General features: G+C 69.2%; 16 protein-coding genes. 8 read left to right on the top strand and 8 right to left on the bottom strand.

Annotation, left to right across the window (positions count from 1 at the left end):
• Positions 1-13 precede the first annotated feature (13 nt).
• Complete coding sequence (locus tag F3J18_RS20970; protein WP_166913973.1) at positions 14-3,595, top strand: indolepyruvate ferredoxin oxidoreductase family protein; 3,582 nt, start codon at positions 14-16, stop codon at positions 3,593-3,595.
• A gap of 111 nt (positions 3,596-3,706) precedes the next feature.
• Here F3J18_RS20970 and F3J18_RS20965 read toward each other — a convergent pair whose 3' ends face one another.
• Positions 3,707-5,983 carry an NADP-dependent malic enzyme gene (locus tag F3J18_RS20965; RefSeq protein WP_025101192.1) on the bottom strand — a complete coding sequence of 759 codons (2,277 nt, stop codon included), beginning with the start codon at positions 5,981-5,983 and terminating at the stop codon, positions 3,707-3,709.
• A 275-nt stretch (positions 5,984-6,258) separates the two neighbouring features.
• Positions 6,259-6,585 carry a hypothetical protein gene (locus tag F3J18_RS20960; protein WP_166913971.1) on the bottom strand — a complete coding sequence of 109 codons (327 nt, stop codon included), beginning with the start codon at positions 6,583-6,585 and terminating at the stop codon, positions 6,259-6,261.
• Here F3J18_RS20960 and F3J18_RS20955 point away from each other — a divergent pair.
• The 5 genes from F3J18_RS20955 to F3J18_RS20935 all read left to right on the top strand — a co-directional run bounded on the left by F3J18_RS20955 (position 6,565) and on the right by F3J18_RS20935 (position 12,445).
• A complete protein-coding gene (locus tag F3J18_RS20955) occupies positions 6,565-7,251 on the top strand; it encodes an orotate phosphoribosyltransferase (RefSeq protein ID WP_013696334.1) in 687 nt (228 codons plus the stop codon). The two genes, F3J18_RS20960 and F3J18_RS20955, sit on opposite strands and share 21 nt — an antisense overlap.
• 254 nt (positions 7,252-7,505) lie before the next feature.
• The gene (locus F3J18_RS20950; RefSeq protein WP_036048533.1) at positions 7,506-8,108 is read left to right on the top strand and encodes a YbhB/YbcL family Raf kinase inhibitor-like protein; all 603 of its coding nucleotides are present in this window, start codon (positions 7,506-7,508) and stop codon (positions 8,106-8,108) included.
• 251 nt (positions 8,109-8,359) lie between these two features.
• Positions 8,360-9,307, top strand: coding sequence for an N-acetyl-gamma-glutamyl-phosphate reductase (argC, locus tag F3J18_RS20945; protein ID WP_046582680.1), 948 nt, complete (start codon positions 8,360-8,362; stop codon positions 9,305-9,307).
• Between the two features lie 1,034 nt (positions 9,308-10,341).
• The gene (locus F3J18_RS20940) at positions 10,342-11,592 is read left to right on the top strand and encodes a DUF2957 domain-containing protein (protein ID WP_166913969.1); all 1,251 of its coding nucleotides are present in this window, start codon (positions 10,342-10,344) and stop codon (positions 11,590-11,592) included.
• A gap of 19 nt (positions 11,593-11,611) precedes the next feature.
• On the top strand, positions 11,612-12,445 hold the full coding sequence (locus F3J18_RS20935) for an OmpW family outer membrane protein (protein ID WP_025101197.1): 834 nt from the start codon (positions 11,612-11,614) through the stop codon (positions 12,443-12,445).
• 372 nt (positions 12,446-12,817) lie between these two features.
• On the opposite strand, the gene F3J18_RS20930 is transcribed toward F3J18_RS20935, so the two are convergent.
• The 5 genes from F3J18_RS20930 to F3J18_RS20910 form a co-directional block, all read right to left on the bottom strand.
• Positions 12,818-13,450, bottom strand: a complete 633-nt coding sequence (locus tag F3J18_RS20930; protein WP_025101371.1) for a LysE family translocator — start codon at positions 13,448-13,450, stop codon at positions 12,818-12,820.
• Positions 13,451-13,653: 203 nt separating this feature from the next.
• Entirely contained in the window at positions 13,654-14,523 is an 870-nt protein-coding gene (locus F3J18_RS20925) for an NAD(P)-dependent oxidoreductase (RefSeq protein ID WP_013696328.1), read from the bottom strand.
• Between the two features lie 183 nt (positions 14,524-14,706).
• Entirely contained in the window at positions 14,707-14,925 is a 219-nt protein-coding gene (locus tag F3J18_RS20920; protein ID WP_013696327.1) for a hypothetical protein, read from the bottom strand.
• A 200-nt stretch (positions 14,926-15,125) separates the two neighbouring features.
• The gene (locus tag F3J18_RS20915; RefSeq protein WP_013696326.1) at positions 15,126-15,269 is read right to left on the bottom strand and encodes a hypothetical protein; all 144 of its coding nucleotides are present in this window, start codon (positions 15,267-15,269) and stop codon (positions 15,126-15,128) included.
• Between the two features lie 12 nt (positions 15,270-15,281).
• Complete coding sequence (locus F3J18_RS20910) at positions 15,282-16,685, bottom strand: OFA family MFS transporter (protein WP_017920748.1); 1,404 nt, start codon at positions 16,683-16,685, stop codon at positions 15,282-15,284.
• 497 nt (positions 16,686-17,182) lie between these two features.
• Between F3J18_RS20910 and F3J18_RS20905 the strand changes: the two genes are divergently transcribed.
• Positions 17,183-17,584 (top strand): hypothetical protein, encoded by a 402-nt coding sequence (locus F3J18_RS20905; RefSeq protein ID WP_013696324.1) that lies wholly within the window; start codon positions 17,183-17,185, stop codon positions 17,582-17,584.
• 404 nt (positions 17,585-17,988) lie between these two features.
• Entirely contained in the window at positions 17,989-19,083 is a 1,095-nt protein-coding gene (locus F3J18_RS20900; RefSeq protein ID WP_166913967.1) for a diguanylate cyclase, read from the top strand.
• Between the two features lie 140 nt (positions 19,084-19,223).
• Here F3J18_RS20900 and F3J18_RS20895 read toward each other — a convergent pair whose 3' ends face one another.
• A complete protein-coding gene (locus F3J18_RS20895) occupies positions 19,224-19,982 on the bottom strand; it encodes a helical backbone metal receptor (RefSeq protein WP_166913985.1) in 759 nt (252 codons plus the stop codon).
• Positions 19,983-20,061 lie beyond the last annotated feature (79 nt).

Genomic DNA, 20,061 nt, shown 5'->3' with positions numbered 1-20,061 from the left:
AGGAGACGTAGTAATGAATGCCCCGCTAGACGCCGGCCAGCGCGCGACGCTGGAAGCCGCGCTTCAATCGGTCACGCTCGACGACAAATACACGCTCGAGCGCGGCCGTGCCTACATGAGCGGCGTGCAGGCGCTGGTCCGGCTGCCGATGCTGCAGCAGGAACGCGACCGTGCCGCCGGCCTCAATACCGCCGGTTTCATTTCCGGCTATCGCGGCTCGCCGCTCGGCGGCCTCGACCAGTCGCTCTGGAAAGCCCAGAAGCACCTGGCCGCGCACCGCATCGTGTTCCAGCCCGGCCTCAACGAGGACCTCGCCGCGACCGCCGTATGGGGCACGCAGCAGGTCAACCTCTACCCCGGCGCGAAATACGACGGCGTGTTCGGCATGTGGTACGGCAAGGGCCCCGGCGTCGACCGCTCTGGCGACGTGCTCAAGCATGCCAACTCGGCCGGCAGCTCGCCGCACGGCGGGGTGCTGGTGCTGGCCGGCGACGACCACGCCGCCAAGTCCTCGACCCTCGCGCACCAGTCCGAGCACCTGCTGAAGGCCTGCGGCCTGCCGGTGCTGTATCCCTCGAACGTCCAGGAATACCTCGATTTCGGCCTGCACGGCTGGGCCATGAGCCGCTATTCGGGGCTGTGGGTCTCGCTCAAGTGCGTCACCGACGTGGTCGAATCCTCGGCCTCGGTCGACATCGACCCGCATCGCGCCAATATCGTGTTGCCCGAGGACTTCCTGATGCCCGAGGGCGGGCTCAACATCCGCTGGCCCGATCCACCGCTGGTGCAGGAAGCGCGGATGATCGACCACAAGTGGTACGCGGCCCTCGCCTACGTGCGCGCCAACCGGCTCGACCGCATCGAGATCGATTCGCCGCAGGCGCGCTTCGGCATCATGACGGCCGGCAAGGCCTACCTGGACGTGCGCCAGGCGCTCACCGACCTCGGCCTCGATGACCAGACCTGCGCGCGGATCGGCATCCGGCTCTACAAGGTCGGCTGCGTCTGGCCGCTCGAAGCACAGGGCGCGCAGCAGTTCGCGCGCGGCCTCGACGAGATCCTGGTGGTGGAGGAAAAACGCCAGATCCTCGAATACGCGATCAAGGAAGAGCTGTACAACTGGCCCGACGGCCAGCGCCCGCGCATCTTCGGCAAGTTCGACGAGAAGGACGGCGCGGGCGGCGAATGGTCGGTGCCGATGGGCAACTGGCTGCTGCCGGCGCATTACGAGCTCTCGCCCGCCATCATCGCCAAGGCGATCGCGACGCGGCTCGAGAAGTTCGAGCTGCCCGCCGAGGTGCGTGCGCGCATCGCCGCGCGGATCGCCGTGATCCAGGCCAAGGAGGCCGCGCTGGCCCGGCCGCACGTCACCGCCGAGCGCAAGCCCTGGTTCTGCTCGGGCTGTCCGCACAACACCTCGACGGTGGTGCCCGAAGGCTCGCGCGCGATCGCCGGGATCGGCTGCCACTACATGACGGTGTGGATGGACCGCAATACCAGCACCTTCAGCCAGATGGGCGGCGAAGGCGTGCCCTGGATCGGCCAGGCGCCCTTCACCGAGGAAAAGCACGTGTTCGCCAACCTCGGCGACGGCACCTACTTCCACTCGGGCCTGCTGGCGGTGCGCGCGGCGATCGCCTCGAAGGCCAACATCACCTACAAGATCCTCTACAACGACGCGGTGGCGATGACCGGCGGCCAGCCCGTGGACGGCACCCTGACCGTGCCGCAGATCACCCACCAGGTGGCGGCCGAGGGCGCCGCGCGGATCGTGATCGTCAGCGACGAGCCGGAGAAGTACCAGGGCAAGACCGACCTGCTCGCGCCGGGCGTGACGATCCACCATCGCGACACGCTCGACGCCGTGCAGCGCGAGCTGCGCGAGATCGCCGGCACCAGCATCCTGATCTACGACCAGACCTGCGCCACCGAGAAGCGCCGCCGCCGCAAGCGCGGCGCCTACCCGGATCCGGCCAAACGCGTGGTGATCAACGAGGCGGTCTGCGAAGGCTGCGGCGACTGCTCGGTGCAGTCGAACTGCCTGTCGGTCGAGCCGCTCGAGACCGAGTTCGGCACCAAGCGGCAGATCAACCAGTCGACCTGCAACAAGGATTTCTCCTGCGCCAAGGGTTTCTGCCCGAGCTTCGTGAGCGTCGAGGGCGCCCAGCTGAAGAAGCCGAAGGCGGTCGCGGTGGATGCCGGCGCGCTGCCGCCGGTGCCCGAACCCGAGCTGCCCGCGATCGGCCGCGCCTGGGGCGTGCTGGTCACCGGCGTCGGCGGCACCGGCGTGGTGACCATCGGCGCGCTGATCGGCATGGCCGCGCACCTGGAGAACAAGGGCGTCACCGTGCTCGACGTGACCGGTCTCGCGCAGAAGGGCGGCGCCGTGATGAGCCATGTGCAGATCGCGCATGCGCCCGCCGACATCCACGCCACGCGCATCGCGATGGGCGAGGCGGATCTCGTGATCGGCGGCGACGCGCTGGTGACGGCCAGCGACGAATGCACCTCGCGCATGCGCCACGGCTCGACGCGGGTGGTGGTCAACAGCGCCAGGACGCCGACCGCCGAGTTCATCAAGAACCCGCAATGGGCCTTCCCCGGCGCGAGCGCCGAACAGGACATCCGGATCGCGGCGGGCGAGTTCGTCGACCTGGTCGACGCGGACCAGTTCGCGGCCGCCCTGCTCGGCGACACGATCTACACCAACCCCTTCGTGCTCGGCTATGCCTGGCAGCGCGGCGGGCTGCCGCTCACGCTGGCTTCGCTGACGCGCGCGATCGAGCTCAACGGCGTGCAGGTCGAGAAGAACCTGGCGGCCTTCGACTGGGGCCGCCGCGCCGCCCATGACCTGGCCAGCGTGCGCCAGGCCGCGGCTGGCAGGCAGGTGGTGCCCAGCGGCGCCACGGTGATCGCGCTGCACACGAAAAAGGCGGTCGATACGCTGATCGCCAAGCGTGTCGAGCAACTGGGCGCCTACCAGAACGCCGCCTACGCGGCGCGCTTCTCGGCCGTGATCGAGCGCGTGCGCGCCGCCGAGGCCCGCCTCGACGGCGAGGCCACGCAGGAACCGCTGACCGAGGCGGTCGCGCGCAACCTCTACAAGCTGATGGCCTACAAGGACGAGTACGAGGTCGCGCGGCTGCAGTCGGACCCGGCCTTCCTGGCCAGGCTGGCCGAGCAGTTCGAGGGCGAGCTGAAGCTGCGCTACCACCTCGCGCCGCCGATCCTGGCCAGGCGCGACGCGCAGGGCCATCTGGTGAAGAAGGCCTATGGCCCGTGGATGCTGACGGCGTTCCGCCTGCTGGCCCGCTTCAAGGGGCTGCGCGGCACCGCCTTCGATCCCTTCGGCCGCACCGAGGAACGGCGCACCGAGCGCGCGCTGATCGGCGAATACGTGGCCCTGGTCGAGACGATCCTCACCGGGCTCACGCCGGAGCGGCTGCCGCTCGCGCTCGAGCTCGCGAAGCTGCCGGACGGGATTCGCGGCTACGGCCACGTGAAGGAGAACAACCTGCGCGCGGTGCGCACCAAGTGGGAGGCGCTGCTCGCGCAGTGGAACGGGCCGCAGGCGCTCACGCGCCACGTCGCCTGACGCTGCCGCCACGCTGGCGCGGCACATGAAAAAGCCACGGCCCGATCGGGTCCGTGGCTTTTTTCATTCAAGCGAGGCAGGCACCGCGCCCGCCCTCGCCGTCGAGCCGTCTCAGCGCGCCGCGCTGTTGACGTTGGCCGCCGCCACCGCCGTCATGTTGACGATGCGGCGCACCGTCGCCGCCGGCGTCAGGATGTGCACCGGCTTGGCCGCGCCGAGCAGGAACGGTCCGACCGTCACGCCGTCGCCGCCCACCATCTTCAGCAGGTTGTAGGCGATATTGGCCGCCTCGACGTTCGGCATGATCAGCAGGTTCGCCTCGCCCGACAGCGTGGTGCCGGGGAAGGCGGCCTTGCGGACCACCTCCGAGAGCGCCGCGTCGCCGTGCATCTCGCCGTCCACCTCGAGCTGCGGCGCGCGCTGCGCGATCAGCTTGCGGGCCTCGCCCATGCGGCGCGAGGACGCCGAGGGCGCGCTGCCGAAGTTCGAGTTCGACAGCAGCGCGGCCTTCGGCGTGATGCCGAAGCGCTCGATCTCGGCCGCGGCCTGGATCGTCATGTCGGCGAGCTGCTCGGCGCTCGGCAGCTCGTTGACATAGGTGTCGCAGACGAACAGATTGCGGCCCGGCAGCATCAGCAGGTTCATCGCCGCGAGATGCTCGGCGCCCGGCGCGCGGCCCAGCACCTGCTCCACGTACTTGAGATGGCTGTGATAGGTGTCGATCATGCCGCAGATCATGCCGTCGGCATCGCCCAGGTGGACCAGGATCGCGCCGATCAGCGTATTGGCCTTGCGCAGCGCGGCCTTGGCGAGCTCGGGCGTGACCCCGTCGCGCGCGCCGAGCTCGTGGTAGGCCTGCCAGCACTGCTGGTAGCGCGGATCGTCCTCGGGATCGACGATCTCGAAGTCGGTGCCGGCGCGCAGCTTCGAGCCGATCTTCTTCAGGCGCATCTCGACCACCGCCGGGCGGCCGACGATGATCGGCTTGGCGATCTTCTCCTGCAGCACGAACTGCGCGGCGCGCAGCACGCGCTCGTCCTCGCCCTCGGCGAACACGATGCGCGCCTGCTTGGCCTTGGCCGCGGTGAACACCGGGCGCATCACCATGCCGGTGCGATAGACGGTCGCGCCGAGCTGCTCGCGATAGGCGTCCATGTCGGCGATCGGGCGCGTGGCCACGCCCGAATCCATCGCGGCCTGCGCCACCGCCGGCGCGATCTTGATGATCAGGCGCGGGTCGAAGGGCTTCGGGATCAGGTAGTCCGGGCCAAATTCGAGCGAGTGGCCCTCATAGGCCTTGGCGACTTCCTCGCTCTGGTCGGTTTCCTGCGCCAGCTCGGCGATCGCGCGCACGCAGGCGAGCTTCATCTCCTCGGTGATGGTGGTCGCGCCGACATCGAGCGCGCCGCGGAAGATGAAGGGGAAGCACAGCACGTTGTTGACCTGGTTCGGGTAGTCCGAACGGCCGGTCGCGACGATCGCGTCGGGGCGCACCGCCTTGGCCGCTTCCGGGCGGATTTCCGGCTCCGGGTTGGCCAGCGCGAGGATCAGCGGCTGGCTGCCCATGGTCTGCACCATCTCGGGCTTGAGCACGCCGGCGCTGGAGCAGCCGAGGAACACGTCGGCCCCGTCGATCGCGTCGGCCAACGTGCGCGCCGGGGTATTGGCGGCGTAGCGCTGCTTGGACGGATCGAGCTGGCCGCGGCCCTCGTGGATCACGCCCTTCGAATCGGTCACCAGCACGTTGGCCTTGTTCAGGCCCAGGTTGACCAGCAGGTCCAGGCAGGCGATCGCCGCGGCGCCCGCGCCCGAGCAGACCAGCTTGATCTCGCCGAGCGACTTGCCGACCACCTTCAGGCCGTTGAGGATCGCCGCCGAGGCGATGATCGCGGTGCCGTGCTGGTCGTCGTGGAAGACCGGGATCTTCATGCGCTCGCGCAGCTTCTGCTCGATGTAGAAGCACTCGGGCGCCTTGATGTCCTCGAGGTTGATGCCGCCCAGGGTGGGCTCGAGCATCGCGATCGCCTCGACCAGCTTGTCGGGATCGGTCTCGGCCAGCTCGATGTCGAACACGTCGATGCCGGCGAACTTCTTGAACAGGCAGCCCTTGCCCTCCATCACCGGCTTGGCGGCCAGCGGGCCGATGTTGCCCAGGCCCAGCACGGCCGTGCCGTTGGTCACCACGCCCACCAGGTTGCCGCGCGAGGTGTACTTCTGCGCGTCGAGCGGATCGGCGTGGATCGCCTCGCAGGCGGCCGCCACGCCCGGCGAATAGGCCAGCGAGAGGTCGTACTGGTTCGACAGCGGCTTGGTCGGCGTGACCGAAATCTTGCCGGGCTTCGGATTCTGGTGATACGCGAGCGCGCTTTGCTTCAGTTGTTCATCCATGGTGGGTCTGATCTGCGAGAAAGGCGGTGTTGGAAGCCTGGCATTCGGCGTCCGGCAGGTGCCGGAACATGGCGATCGAGGGGATGGTCGAGGACGGCATGCGTCGCGCGCCGGGTCGGCGCGACGTCGAACCTGTCTGCGGGATGGGCAAGGAGACCAAAGTGCCGGGCGGATTCTAGGGGCCGACAAGTGTACACCTCGGCCGAAGCGCGCGTTGCTGCACCGCCAGATACCGGGAATTGCCGCGCAAGTCCGTCGCGGCAGGGCCGCGGGCTTCACGGCGCGCCCGCGGTGCGCCCGTCGTCGCCCCCTCGCGTGCCCCGGAAAGCCCGCCGGGCGCCGGCTTCGGGGCTGCCCGGAAAACCGCGCCGGAACGCGCCCGGCGAGCCGCGACGAAAGCTGCCGCCAGCGGCCGCCCGCGACGTCCGGGCGCCCGCCGATTCGGGTAAAATGCGGGCCCACGCGCGCAGCGAAGTTCCGCCGCCGGCCATCCGCGCCGGTTCGCCGTTCTCCGGCCGGAATCCGTCGCCGCGCCACGGCGCCCCGCGCCCGGCCTCCCGCTCATCACCCAAGGAATGCCCATGACAGGCTTCGATCGTCAAACGATCTCCGACACCACCGCCAAAATCCTGCTCGAAGTGCAGGCGGTGCACTTCAACGCCGAAAAGCCGTTCATCTTCACCTCCGGCTGGGCGAGCCCGGTCTACATCGACTGCCGCAAGCTGATCTCGTATCCGCGCGTGCGCCGGGGCCTGATGGAGATGGCGGAAGCGACGATCCTGCGCGATGTCGGTTTCGAGCAGATCGACGCGGTGGCGGGTGGCGAAACCGCCGGCATTCCGTTCGCGGCCTGGATCGCCGACCGCATGATGTTGCCGATGCAGTACGTGCGCAAGAAGCCGAAGGGTTTCGGCCGCAACGCGCAGATCGAGGGTCACCTGGAAGAAGGCTCGCGCGTGCTGCTGGTGGAAGACCTGACCACCGACAGCCGCAGCAAGATCAACTTCATCAACGCGCTGCGCACCGCCGGCGCCGAGGTGAACCACTGCTTCGTGCTGTTCCACTACAACATCTTCAAGGAAAGCGTCTCGGTCCTGAAGGACATCGACGTCGACCTGCACGCGCTGGCCACCTGGTGGGACGTGCTGCGCGTGGCCAAGGCCTCGGGCTACTTCGAGACCAAGACGCTCGACGAGGTCGAGAAATTCCTGCACGCGCCGGCCGAATGGTCGGCCGCGCACGGCGGCGCCACCGCGCCGAAAGAGTAAGCGCCTGCTCGCGCCGGTTCCGGCGCGCCGCGTGATCGACGCCCGTCACGGCTGCCGTGCACGGGCGTTTTCTTTTGGGGCGGGGCGGCGCCTGCCTCGCGCTTCCCCCGCGCCGCCCGGCATCGCGCGATGCTTGCGTCACCACCGCTTGCCCGGTGCTAGACTGGCTGCCGTCGTCCACAGGGTCGCAACACGAATACGTGCCGAGACGCCGTCGTCGAACGCGCCGGCCGACGTGACGGGAGGCTCGCGCCATGCATGCAGGTGAGGATCGGGAGGAGCGGCAAGGCGGCAGGCACCGCGGCAGGAATGCACTGCGCCTGCTCGCGGTGGTGGCCGCCGCGCTGCTCGGCACCGCGCGGCCCGGCGCGCAGGCGCCGTTCACGCTGTCGAGCGCCGACCTGCGCGAAGGCGGCCGGCTCGACGCGGCCCAGCGCTACTCGCGCGACGGCTGCGGCGGCGCCAATCGCTCGCCCCAGCTGAGCTGGCAGCATGCGCCGCGCGGCACCCGCGCCTACGCGATCACCATGTTCGATCCCGACGCGCCCGGCCGCGGCTGGTGGCACTGGGCCGTGACCGGGATCCCCGCCGAGGTCACCAGCCTGCCGGCCAATGCCAGCGCCTCCGGGGTGCTGCGCCGGCTCGGCGCCAGCGAGGCGCGCAACGACTTCGGCACCGACGGCTACGGCGGTGCCTGCCCGCCGCCCGGCAAGCCGCACCGCTACGTGATCACCGTCTACGCGCTCGACTCCGACCGCCTGCGCAGCGCGCAGGGCCGGCCCGCGCAGTTGTTCGACCACGAGATCAGCGTCTCCGCGCTCGCCTATGCGCGCCTCACCGTCACCGACGAACGCTAGGCGCCCGTCCTGCTTCGGCGCTGTCGCTTCGCGCCGCGCGACGCCGCATCGCCCCGACGAGGGCCGGAGCGCCAGCCGGCAGCCGATCGCCGCGATGCGCCGCGCTTCAAGAATTCGTTACGCCGGCCGGGCAGGATGAAAGCCGCGCGCCGCCGCTTTTTTCGGCGCGACCGGTTACGGCCCTGTCCGTGAAGTCTTAAAATGTCGGCTTTCCGGCGTTCGCGCCGGCCGCCCCATTCCGTGAGAGCAAGATGAGCACGAAAGTTTTTGTCGACGGCCAGGAAGGCACGACCGGCCTGAAGATCTTCGAATACCTGTCCGCGCGCGGCGACATCGACATCCTTCGCATCGACGAAGCCAGGCGCAAGGACGTGGAGGAACGCCGGCGCCTGATCAACGCCTCGGACATCACCTTCCTGTGCCTGCCCGACGTGGCCTCGCGCGAATCGGCCTCGCTGGTCGAGAACGATCGCACCACGCTGATCGACGCCAGCACCGCCTTTCGCACCAGCGCCGACTGGGCCTACGGCCTGCCCGAGCTGACCCGCGCGCAGCGCGAGCGGATCCGCGGCGCCAAGCGCATCGCCGTGCCGGGCTGCCACGCCTCGGCCTTCGTGCTGGCGATGCGCCCGCTGGTCGATGCCGGCGTGGTCGCCACCGACTTCGCGGCCCACAGCTACTCGATCACCGGCTACAGCGGCGGCGGCAAGAAGATGATTGCCGACTACGAGGCCGGCGGCAACGAACGCCTGGCCAGCCCGCGCGCCTACGCGCTCGGCCTCGCCCACAAGCACCTGCCGGAGATGGCCGCGCACACGGGCCTGGCCGGCGCGCCGATCTTCACGCCGATCGTCGGCCCGTTCTACAAGGGCCTGGCCGTCACCACCTACTTCACGCCGGGCCAGTTGGCGCGCCGCGTCAAGCCGCAGGACGTGCAGCAGATCCTCGCCGAGTACTATGCCGGCGAAGCCTTCGTGAAGGTCGCGCCGTACGACGCGGCCGAGAATCTCGACGAGGGCTTCTTCGACGTGCAGGCCAACAACGACACCAATCGCGTCGACCTGTTCGTGTTCGGCAACGAGGAGCGCTTCGTCACGGTCGCGCGCCTGGACAACCTCGGCAAGGGCGCCTCGGGCGCGGCGATCCAGTGCATGAACCTGAACATCGGCGCCGACGAGGACAGCGGCCTGAAGCGCTGAAGCCGCGCGGCTCGCGCATCGCTGAAAACCGGCCCTCGCGGCCGGTTTTTTCTGGTCCGCGCGATTCGCGAATTCACCGGCGTATCCATCAATAAAAATATCGCCGCCTTGGTTCCCGGTATTTGAACGCCGGCATTCACGAGAATCCACAGTCTTTCGAAGCGCAGCCAATCCGGCTCATTTCTCGTGCCCGCCCAATCATGAATATCCCGAATAGGGATACACCCGAGATGTCGCCCGCAAGCCTTGCAGGGCGGGCCTGAGCACCGCAGCACGCGCGCCGTCGGCGGTGCCGGAGCGCGCGTTTGCAGGGTAATTTCAAACGCGATTTTCGTTTTAATTCTTCCCGCCAGGCCCGATTTCACGGGCTTGTTTCGAATCTGTCCCGTTTCAATCGTCTTTTTTAGACGGTTCCATCAATTGACAGCGGCAGGCCCCGCAGCGAAATTACATCGCACAATTACACCGGAGACGGAGGCATGTCATACGCCTTGTGGATGGGGTCGGCCGTGGCCAGCGCGCCCGCCCCTCTGGCGGTCGCTGCCGGCCCGACGCGCATGCGCTCGGCGGCCGCGGCCCACGTGCGGCGCCCGAGCCCGGGCGTCGGCACGCGATGCGTGCGCGACACCCGCGCGACGCGCCAAGGCGTCCACTCGTCCCCTTGCGGCAGGCCCGCGTCCCGCATCGCGACGCGCCACGGCCGGCGGCATCATGCAGGACTCCAGCGCTTCTCCAGCACGTCGACGAATCATATTCAGGTGTCCGCATCATCGCGCGACACCGGCGAGACGACCGCCGGCATCACGGCGGCCAGGCATCAGGCGATCGCGGCAGCCATGCCCGACGCGATACACGGGATCAACGGGGGGTGCGGTGCGGGCGGCCAATGCCGCGACGGGGGCGTCGCCGGTTCCGGAGCACGGAACCGGCGACGCAATCGGCAGCCAGCCGCCGGCAATACGCGCGGGTAAGCAAATGAAGCGGCCGACAGGGAGCTGGCCGCCGCAAACAAGAGACAATCCTGGAGGAGCAAGATGAAGCGCAATCTCGTACTGGCTGCGGTCTGTGCCGTGCCGCTGGTGTCGGCCTGCGGGGGCGGGGACGATCAACCGCCCGCGGCCCTGGCCGCGACCGAACCGGGCCTCTGCCCGAGCTCGCTGGACTACAGCACGGTCTATACCGGCGGCGGCGGCGACGGCGAGCTCGTGAAGCTGCAGCTCGATACGACCAAGATGACCTGGCAGATCAGCTATATCGAATCGCCGATCCCGGTCACCACCGGCACCGTGGTGCCGACCCGCGCCGGCACCGTCGCGACCGGCACGCTGACCCAGGAAACCGGCCTGCCGACCCAGAAGCTCAACAACTGCGCATGGCGCCTGAACGGCGCGAGCCTCGACCCGTCACGGCCGGCGCGCGTGTTCGTCGGCTTCGGCGTGGCGGGCGGCACGATCCCCGGCGCGCACATCCAGTTCTCGGGCGTGATCGGCGTGGGCGCGGTGCCCGACACGACCTTCCCGTACTACCCGTTCATCGGTTTCTCGTCGATCGAGACCAACCTCGCCAACGTGGCCGGCACCTACAGCCAGCTCGGCTACGGCCAGGTGCCCTCGCAGAACTTCTCGCCGACCACCATCGACGGCAAGGTCACCATCAACGCCGACGGCACCTGGCAGCGCTGCGACACCACCGGCGTGCATGCCGGCACCTGCTCGCAGCCGGGCTCGAACCTGACGCAATCGCCCGACGGCAGCGGCGCCTTCGTGACCAGCAACTACCAGAGCCAGGTCAAGCCGACGCTCGCCACCACGCCGCAGGCGAAGGGCTACATCATCGTCGGCAAGCTGCGCAACCAGCTGGTGCCGATCATGATCCGCACCGGCGTGGCCAACCCGAACCCGCTGCCCGACGCGAACGGCATCCCGGGCCTGACCGCCGACGACGAATCGGGCATCTCGATCATGTCGCCGCAGTCGAGCGTCGCGGCCGGTTCGCAGAACGGCGAGTACATCGGCGTGGACAGCCAGTTCGACTATCGCACCACGGCCCTGGTCAACGCCCAGGCCACCCTGCTCGATCCGTTCAATGCCTCGCAGGCGTCGCTGGCGACTGCGCTGAACCTCGACTACACGCAGGCGGTGCCCGGCACGGTGACCTCCACCCACGTGGGTGCCTCGAGCACCACCCCGACCGGCAAGTTCATCTTCACCGGCGGCGTGTTCGGCTACCTCGACAACAGCAACGCGACCTCGCCGTATTTCACGATCGGCGCCTTCGTCCAATAACAAACCGAGGGGACACCCCGTGAACAAGACCATTCTCTGCGCGGCGGCGCTGGCCGCCGCGCTCGGATCGGGCGCGGCCAACGCCCAAAGCGCCGGCAGCAACGTGATCGGCCTCGGCTGGTTCCACGTGCAGCCGGTGCAGAGCAGCACCCCGCTGACCACCAACGTCGCGCCCACGCCGATCAACACGCCGCTGCGCCTGCCGCCCACCTTCGATTCGCCGGGCACCGGGCTGCGCACCAGCACGGCCGACACGGTCGGCCTGACCATCAGCCACTTCTTCACCGACCACATCGCGGTGACCTCGGTGGCCGGCGTGCCGCCGGTGTTCAAGGTGAGCGGGCAGGGCACCATCGTGCCGCCGGGGCCGGCCGGCGCGCTCGGCACGCAGAACATCGGGCTCGGCGCGGTGAACCCGATCGTCAAGAGCGTGCGGCAGTGGAGCCCGGCGGTGATCCTGCAGTACTACTTCGCCAAGGCCGACTCGAAGCTGCGCCCCTTCCTCGGTATCGGCGTGTCGTACAACTGGTTCAGCGACCTGCAGCTGAGCAACAACTTCATCAAGCAGACCCAGGACAACCTCGGCTCGATCCTCGCGGCCGGCGCCGGCAAGCCGGGCACCACCTCGGTCTCGGCCAAGGCGTCCTCGTCGTGGCAGCCGGTGTTCAACGCGGGCCTGACCTACGCGCTGACGGATCACTGGGGGTTGATCGCCTCGGTCACCTACATCCCGCTGCGCACCACCTCGACCGTGACGATCAAGGCGGCCGACGGCTCGACGCTGGCGGAATCGAAGAGCGAGCTGAAGGCGAACCCGATCATCAGCTACCTGGCGGTGTCGTATAAGTTCTGAGGGAAGGAAACGGCGCAAGACGCGATGCCGGATCGGGCATGTGGAATCGTCTGGACGAAAAAAAGCCCGCCTGAAGAGGCGGGCTGAATCCATATCAGAGGAGACATGGAGGAGACAGTTCCAACTATACCCGAGCCGATGTCGCGCCGCAACATTTCCGCACGGAAAATAAGGATTTTCCCTTGCGGGTTGTTGCTAGGTCGCGACGCCCTCCTGCTCGCTCCCGCTGCGCGCTGAATGCCCGTCCAGCGCGGCTTTCCAGGAAAAAACCCGATCCTTCGAGATCGGGTTTCGTTTTTCCGGCGTCGATATCGCGCCAGCCTGCGTCAGACGGTCGCGGCCCGACCATCCCGGGCCGGCCGGCGTGCCGGCTCAGTGACGCACCAGCGCCATCGCCGTGCCGAAGCCGACGAACACGCCGCCGGTCAGCCGGTTGAAGATCCGCATCACGCGCGCGCTGCGCAGCGAGGCGCCGATACGCGTGCCGAACGCGCAGTAGACGAGGTACCAGCCGACCTCGCAGATCGCCAGCGTCACCACCAGCGAGGCGAACTGCGGCAGCTTCGGCGCGGCCGGGTCGATGAACTGCGGGGTCAGCGCGACCGCGAACAGCAAGGCCTTCGGATTGCTGCCCGACACCAGGAAGCCGTTGCGGAACAGCGCGCCGGGCGAGCTCAGCATGCCCAGCGTGACGGGCGCCGCCTCGGCGCCGGCATCCTCCACGCGCGCGCGCCAGGCCTTGATGCCGAGCCAGATCAGGTAGGCCGCGCCGGCCAGGCGCAGCGCGTCGAACATGCGCGGCCAGGCCGCCAGGAACACGCCGAGCCCCGCCGCCGACACCAGGAACATCAGCACCAGCGCCAGCAGCGCGCCGGCCATGGTCGCCGTGCTGCGGCGCATGCCGTAGCGCGCGCCGTGCGACATCACCAGCAGCATGTTCGGGCCGGGAATCGCCGACACCACGAACATCGTCGCGAGAAACAGCTCCCAGGTATGCAAACTCATCAAGGTCTCGATTCGGAAGATTGTCGGAACATCCATCATGCCGGCACTCGCCTGCACGGTGCAGCCCCCGCGCGCGAACCGGCCGATACCGGCGCGAATCGTTCACGCGAGGCGGCTCGCGGCGAACTGCAACAGGCGAACCGCCCGATGCGCGCGGCCGGCGCGCGGCTCACCGCCGACCGCCACCGCCCGCCCAACGCCGCTCAGCGCGCCGCGCGCCGCGCCGCCACCTCGCCCAGCACCGCGAAATCGCGTTCGCCGTCGCCGTGCGCGATCGCGTCGAGCAGGTTGTCGCGCAGCACGCTGCCGACCGGCATCGGCACCGACACCGCGTCGGCCGCCTCCAGCGCCAGCCGCACGTCCTTCAGGCCGAGCCGCGCCTTGAACAGCGCCGGCTCGTAGCGACGCTCGGCGATCATCGCGCCGTAACCCTGGTAGACCGGGCCCGGCAGGATGCTGCTGGTGATCACGTCGACATAGTCGCTGACCGCCACGCCGTGCGCCGACAGCATCGCCGCGGCCTCGCCCATGGTCTCGATGGCCGAGGCGATCGAGAAGTTCGCGGCCAGCTTCACGGCATTGGCATGCTGCGGCAGCGAGCCGAGCCGCCAGGTCTTGCGGCCGATCACGTCCAGCGCCGGCTGCACCAGGTCGATGGCCTCGGCCGGGCCGGCCGCGACGATCGTCAACTGGCCCTGCGCGGCCACGTTCGGGCGGCCCAGCACGGGCGCGGCCACGTAATGCAGGCCGCGCTCGGCGTGCGCGTGCGCCAGCGTCTCGGCCAGCGCCACCGAGATGGTCGCCATGTTGACGTGCACCAGCCCGCGCGGCGCCTGCTCGAGCAGGCCCGCGTCGAACACGCCGCGCACCGCGGCATCGTCGGCCAGCATCGAGAACACCGCGTCGCCGGCGAAGGCGGCCTCGATCGAGGCGGCCTGCTCCGCGCCCTGCTCGACCAGCGGCGCGAGCTTCTCCGGCGAACGGTTCCAGACCCGCACGCGATGCCCCGCCTTCAGCAGGTTCGCGGCGATCGCGCCACCCATTTCCCCCAGCCCGACAAAACCGATATCCATGCTTTGCTCCTCGTTTGCTCAAGCGCCGAAGTAAAGCACAGCTGCGTGATCTTTGCCGGTTCGCGATGCACGGCCGCGCCATGAAAAAAGTCCTGCCCGAAAACCGGACAGGACTCGATGGCGGCAGCGCTCCGTTCGGAAGCGTTCCCGCGAGGCGGCGGATCGCGCCGCCGCGGTGGGCGCTTACTGCTGCGCGCCCTTGTCGTTGGTGCCGGCGGCCGAAGCGGCGGCAGCCTTGGCATTGCCCTTGGCCGAGCCGTGCTTCTTGAGCTTGTGCTTCGGCGCGCTCTTGTCGTGCTTGGCGGCCGGCGCGGCGGCCGGTGCCGAGGCGTCCTGCGCGAACACCGATGCCGATGCGAAGGCGAGCGTCACGGCGGCCAGCGAAACGAGAAGCTTGTTCATTGTTCTACCCCTGCGTTGGAAAGTGGAAACGGTCGATCGGGAAACCCGCGATGCGCTTCATCGCACCGGCGCGCCCGGAAAAATCCGGCGTCGCTGTCGATTCAACGCGCCCGGCTTACATCGCGTTGACTGTCGAAAACCCTGATATGGGCACCGTTTCCGGCATGCCGGCGGGGCGGCCGGCATGCCTGCGCGAACACTCAGTGGAACAGCTTGAGCGCCTGCGCGAGCGTGTTGAACACGCCCCAGACCAGCGGAATCAGCACATAGAGCCAGAACACCAGCAGCAGGCCCTTGTTGGTCGGGTGCGCGTCGGCCGCGTCGCGGGTCGAGAGATCGGTCATCACGGGTCTCCGTTATTTGGCGGACGCGAGCTGCGCGTCGCTCATGTAGTGGTGGTCGGCGACGCGTCGCACCAGCAGGTTGCAGAAGAAACCGACCACCAGCAGCACCGCCATCAGGTGCACCGTCATGGTGTAGGCATCGGCCTTGGCCACGCCGTGGCCGACCTGGTAGGCGCGGATGTAGTTGACCAGCACCGGGCCGGCCACGCCCGCCGCGGCCCAGGCCGTCAGCAGCCGGCCGTGGATGCCGCCGACGAAGGCGGTGCCGAACATGTCGGCCAGGTAGGCCGGCACGGTCGAAAAGCCGCCGCCGTACATCGACAGGATCACGCCGTAGGCCAGCACGAACAGGGCGATGTTGCCGCTGGCCGCGAAACGCGGCACGCAGTAGTAGAGCACCGCGCCGAGCACGAAGAAGATGAAGTAGGTGTTCTTGCGGCCGACCCAGTCCGAGGCCGAGGCCCACACGAAGCGCCCGCCCATGTTGAACAGCGACAGCAGGCCCACGAAGCCGGCGGCGGCCGCGGCCGTCACGGTGTCCTTGAAGCTCTCCTGGATCATCACCGAGGCCTGGCCGAGAATGCCGATGCCGGCCGTCACGTTGAGGAACAGCACCAGCCAGATCAGGTAGAACTGCGGCGTCTTCAGGGCCTGGTCGATGTGGACGTGGCGCGAGGTGATCATCTTGTTGGTCGACTGCGCGGGCGGCTCCCAGCCGGCCGGCTTCCAGCCCGGCGCCGGCACGCGGATCGCGAAGGCGCCGATCGTCATCGAGATGAAGTAGGCGATGCCGAGCACCACGAAGGTCTCGGCCACGCCGATGCTGGTGGCGCTCTTGAAGTGGTTCATCAGCGCCACCGACAGCGGCGCGGCGATCATCGCGCCGCCGCCGAAGCCCATGATCGCCATGCCGGTGGCCATGCCGCGGCGGTCCGGGAACCAGCGGATCAGGGTCGAGACCGGGGACACGTAGCCCAGGCCCAGGCCGATCCCGCCGATCACGCCGTAACCGAGGTAGAGCAGCCAGATCTGGTGGGTCCACACGCCGATCGCCGAGACGATGAAACCGCCGCCGAAGCAGCAGGCCGCCGTCAGCATGGTGCGGCGCGGGCCGACGCGTTCCAGCCACTTGCCGGCGAACGCCGCCGACAGGCCCAGGAACACGATCGCCAGCGAGAAGATCCAGCCGAGCGTGGTCAGCGACCAGTCGCCGGGCGCCGAGGCGCTGATGCCGATCACCTTGGTGAGCGGCCCGTTGAACACGGAAAACGCGTAGGCCTGGCCGATACAGAGGTGCACGGCGAGTGCCGCCGGCGGCACCATCCAGCGCGAGAAGCCCGGACGGGCGATCGTCGCTTCCTTGGACAGGAAGGACGGATTGCCCGCGCGGCTTGCGGGCTCGATGACACTGCTCATGATGGTTCGTCTCCGTTGCAAATCTTGTTGTGGCCCGCGCGGGCACCCGCGCCGAATCTGTCACGCCATAGGAAAAGCCGGTTCATATAGTCGGTTGTCCCGAATGATTTTCCCCGACTCCGGCCTTGCCATCCTCGAACGATAGGCATGCCGAAATGCATTCGCAATATGAGATACGCGCGCATAAGGGAATGCCAAGCCGTAAACGATGTGAATGATTCGTCAACGCAGGTGAAACGCACCGGGACGGATTTCCCCGCCGCCCCGCGCCGCACCGGACCGAGCCGGTGCACCGGCCATCTTACGGCCGGCCAACAAAGTCGCGCATCCTACGCGAGAGCGGCCCGAAAAACAATTTTTAACATCCTCGACCCGGCACGCTTGTTAGCCTGCCCCGACATGTTTCGCCTCGCCGCCGGATCGATCGCCAGCTTCGACCGTCGCCGGCGCCGCCGGGCGATACCGTGATCGAACCCGTATCCGAGAACCCCGAATCGATGAATGCACCGAATTCCCTGATCGCCCGCCTGCTGCTCGCGGCCGCCGCCGTGGCCACCATCGCCGGCTGCGGCAGCAGCAACGGCCCGCGCCCGCTGGCCCAGTCGCAGGCCGCCGCGATCGGCGCGCCGCCCGGCGCGATGATCTACGTCTCGTCCGGCCTGACGGCCCCGCAGATCGAGCGCTGCCTGTCGGGGCGCATGTCCGGCACGCGCGTCCAGCAGCAGGGCAGCGCCGCGACGCTGCTGGTCGGCCCGCGCTCGACCGACGAGGACTGGCGCATCACGCTGGAGCAGAACGCGGCGGCCGGCACCACCATCGCCGTCTATCCGCCCAGCAGCGGCGAGGGCGAACCCGATGAAACCACCCTGCGCTATCACCTCGCGCGCTGCGCCGTCTGAGCGCGCGGCGCGCGCCGCGAAAACGGTGCGCGCTTTTTCCCGCCGGCCTACAATTCATTCCCGGTCGTGAGGAAAACCCTTATAGGTAAATAGGGTTGGTTGGCAATGACCCGACCCGGCTGTGGACAAGCCCGATTTCCGCAGCCGGATCAACGCGCCAGGGATCGAACAAGCGCGTGGCGTGTCTGGGAACGATCGGCCGTGAACGAGGACAAGTCTCGTGGTCGGCGCGGCACCCGGCAGCTTATCCAGAATCGATCCAAAGCTTATCGGCCGCTTGTCCCGCCTCGCCCGTCCCGCCCGCCTCCGTGCCAGGAGCGGCCGGCACGCGGCAGGCGAGGCCGCCCCGCCGACACGCCCGCCGCTGGAGCCGGCGGACTTCCCGCTTTCAGAAGGAACCACGCATGGAATTCGACCCGGCCGGCGCGCCGAACCCGCGGCCCGCCCCACCGGAAACCGCCCAGCAAGGCGCCGATGCCGCGCTCGAGGCAGCCCGGCTGGCGCTGCCCACGGCTGCCGGCGCCACCGGCACGGCCGTGGTGCTGCTGGTGGACGACCAGCCGATCGTGCGCGAGGCGGTGCGCCAGGCCCTGGCCGGCGAGGACGGCATCGAGCTGCGCTACTGCCAGCACGCCGCGCAGGCGCTGGAGATCGCCCGCGAGACGCATCCGACGCTGATCCTGCAGGACCTGGTGATGCCCGACATCGACGGGCTGACCCTGGTCCAGCACTACCGGCGCACGCCCGAGCTGCGCGACGTGCCGATCATCGTGCTGTCGACCAAGGAGGAGCCGCGCATCAAGCAGGCCGCCTTCGAGGCCGGCGCCAACGACTACCTGATCAAGCTGCCCGACCGCGTCGAGCTGGTGGCGCGGATCCGCTATCACTCGCGCGCCTATGTGAACCTGCTGCAGCTGAACACCGCCTACCGCGCGCTGCGGCAGTCGCAGCACGAGCTGCTGGCCGCCAATCGCGAACTCGAGCGGCTCTCGCAGTCGGACGGGCTCACCGCGCTGCCGAACCGACGCTATCTCGACGCCTACCTCGACGGCGAATGGCGCAAGAGCCAGCGCGAGCAATCCGAGCTGTCGATGCTGATGATCGACGTGGACCGCTTCAAGCAATACAACGACACCTACGGCCATGTCGCCGGCGACGACGTGCTGCGCCAGGTGGGCGCCGCGCTGCAGCGCTGCATGAGCCGCCCGGGCGACCTGGCCGCGCGTTTCGGCGGCGAGGAGTTCGGCGTGGTGCTGCCGGGCACGCCGGCGGGCGGCGCCCGGCTGGTCGCCGAGAAGATCCGCCTCGAGGTGGCCGCCCTGCAGGTGCCGCACGCGGGCGGCGTCGAAGGCGGCGTGGTCACCGTCAGCATCGGCGGGGCCTGCGTGATCGCCTCGCCAGAAGGCTCGACCACCTCGCTGATCGAGACCGCCGACGCGGCGCTCTACCAGGCCAAGCGCGGCGGTCGCAATCGCGCCGTGATCGCGGCCGACGCCTGAATCCGGTCGCGGCCGGGCCGCCGAGGCGCCCGGCCGAGATCGTTTCTCCTTCGATCACATCCGGTTTCGCCGCGCCGCATCGGCCCTTCCCGTCGAGCTCCCTGACACGGCCGGCTCGCCAAGCCCGCCGGTCGAATCGCTCAGGCCGCGACCAATTTCTGGCGCAAGGCCGTCACCGCCTGCGGCAGGCGCGGCCCGAAGCCGAGCAGGAACAGCGCATCGAGCGCGACCACGCGCGAGGCGCGGCCCGCCGGCGTCAGCGAAAAACCCGCCGATGACAGCAGCGCCTGCGCGCCGCCCGCCGCGCGCAGCGTGTCGTCGGTGGTCAGCACCACCTCGGGCTGCGCCGCCACCAGCGCCTCCGAGCTCAGCATCTTGTAGCCCTCCACGCCCTCGATCGCATTCGTGAAGCCGGCATAACGCAGCATCGCGTCGGCGGCGGTGCGCTGCCCGGCCACCATCGGCTGGCGCCCGGCCGGGTCCATCACGAACAGCACGCGGCGCGGCGCCGGCTTGGCGCCCGAGATCGCCTGCGCCCAGTCGCGATCGAAGCGCGCCAGTTGCTCGCGGCCCGCCGCCTCGGCGCCGAGCACGCGCGCGATGCCGTCGATCTTGTCGCGCACCGAGCCCACGTCGTGATGCTCGGCGAACAGGTCGACGTCGATGCCGGTGCGACGCACCTGGTCCAGCGCCGAGGTCGGCCCCGCCTCGGCCGAGGCCAGCACCAGGTCGGGACGCAGCGCGAGCAGGCTCTCGGCCGACAGCGAGCGCTGGTAGCCGATCTTGGGCAGCGCGCGCGCCGGCGCCGGGAAGGTGCAGGTGGTGTCGGTGCCGACCAGCCGGTCGGCACGGCCGAGCGCGTAGACGATCTCGGCCAGCGCCCCGCCGATCACGACCACGCGATGCGGCTCGCTCGGCGCGGCCGCACCGGCGACCGCGGCGCCGGTCGCGCCGCTTGCGGTCGCGGCAACCGCGGCC

The sequence above is a fragment of the Burkholderia sp. Ax-1720 genome (genome assembly GCF_011753035.1).
GTDB lineage: Bacteria > Pseudomonadota > Gammaproteobacteria > Burkholderiales > Burkholderiaceae > Burkholderia > Burkholderia gladioli.
Note: the sequence above shows the minus strand (reverse complement) of the source record. Positions and strands in the feature narration are given on the sequence as shown.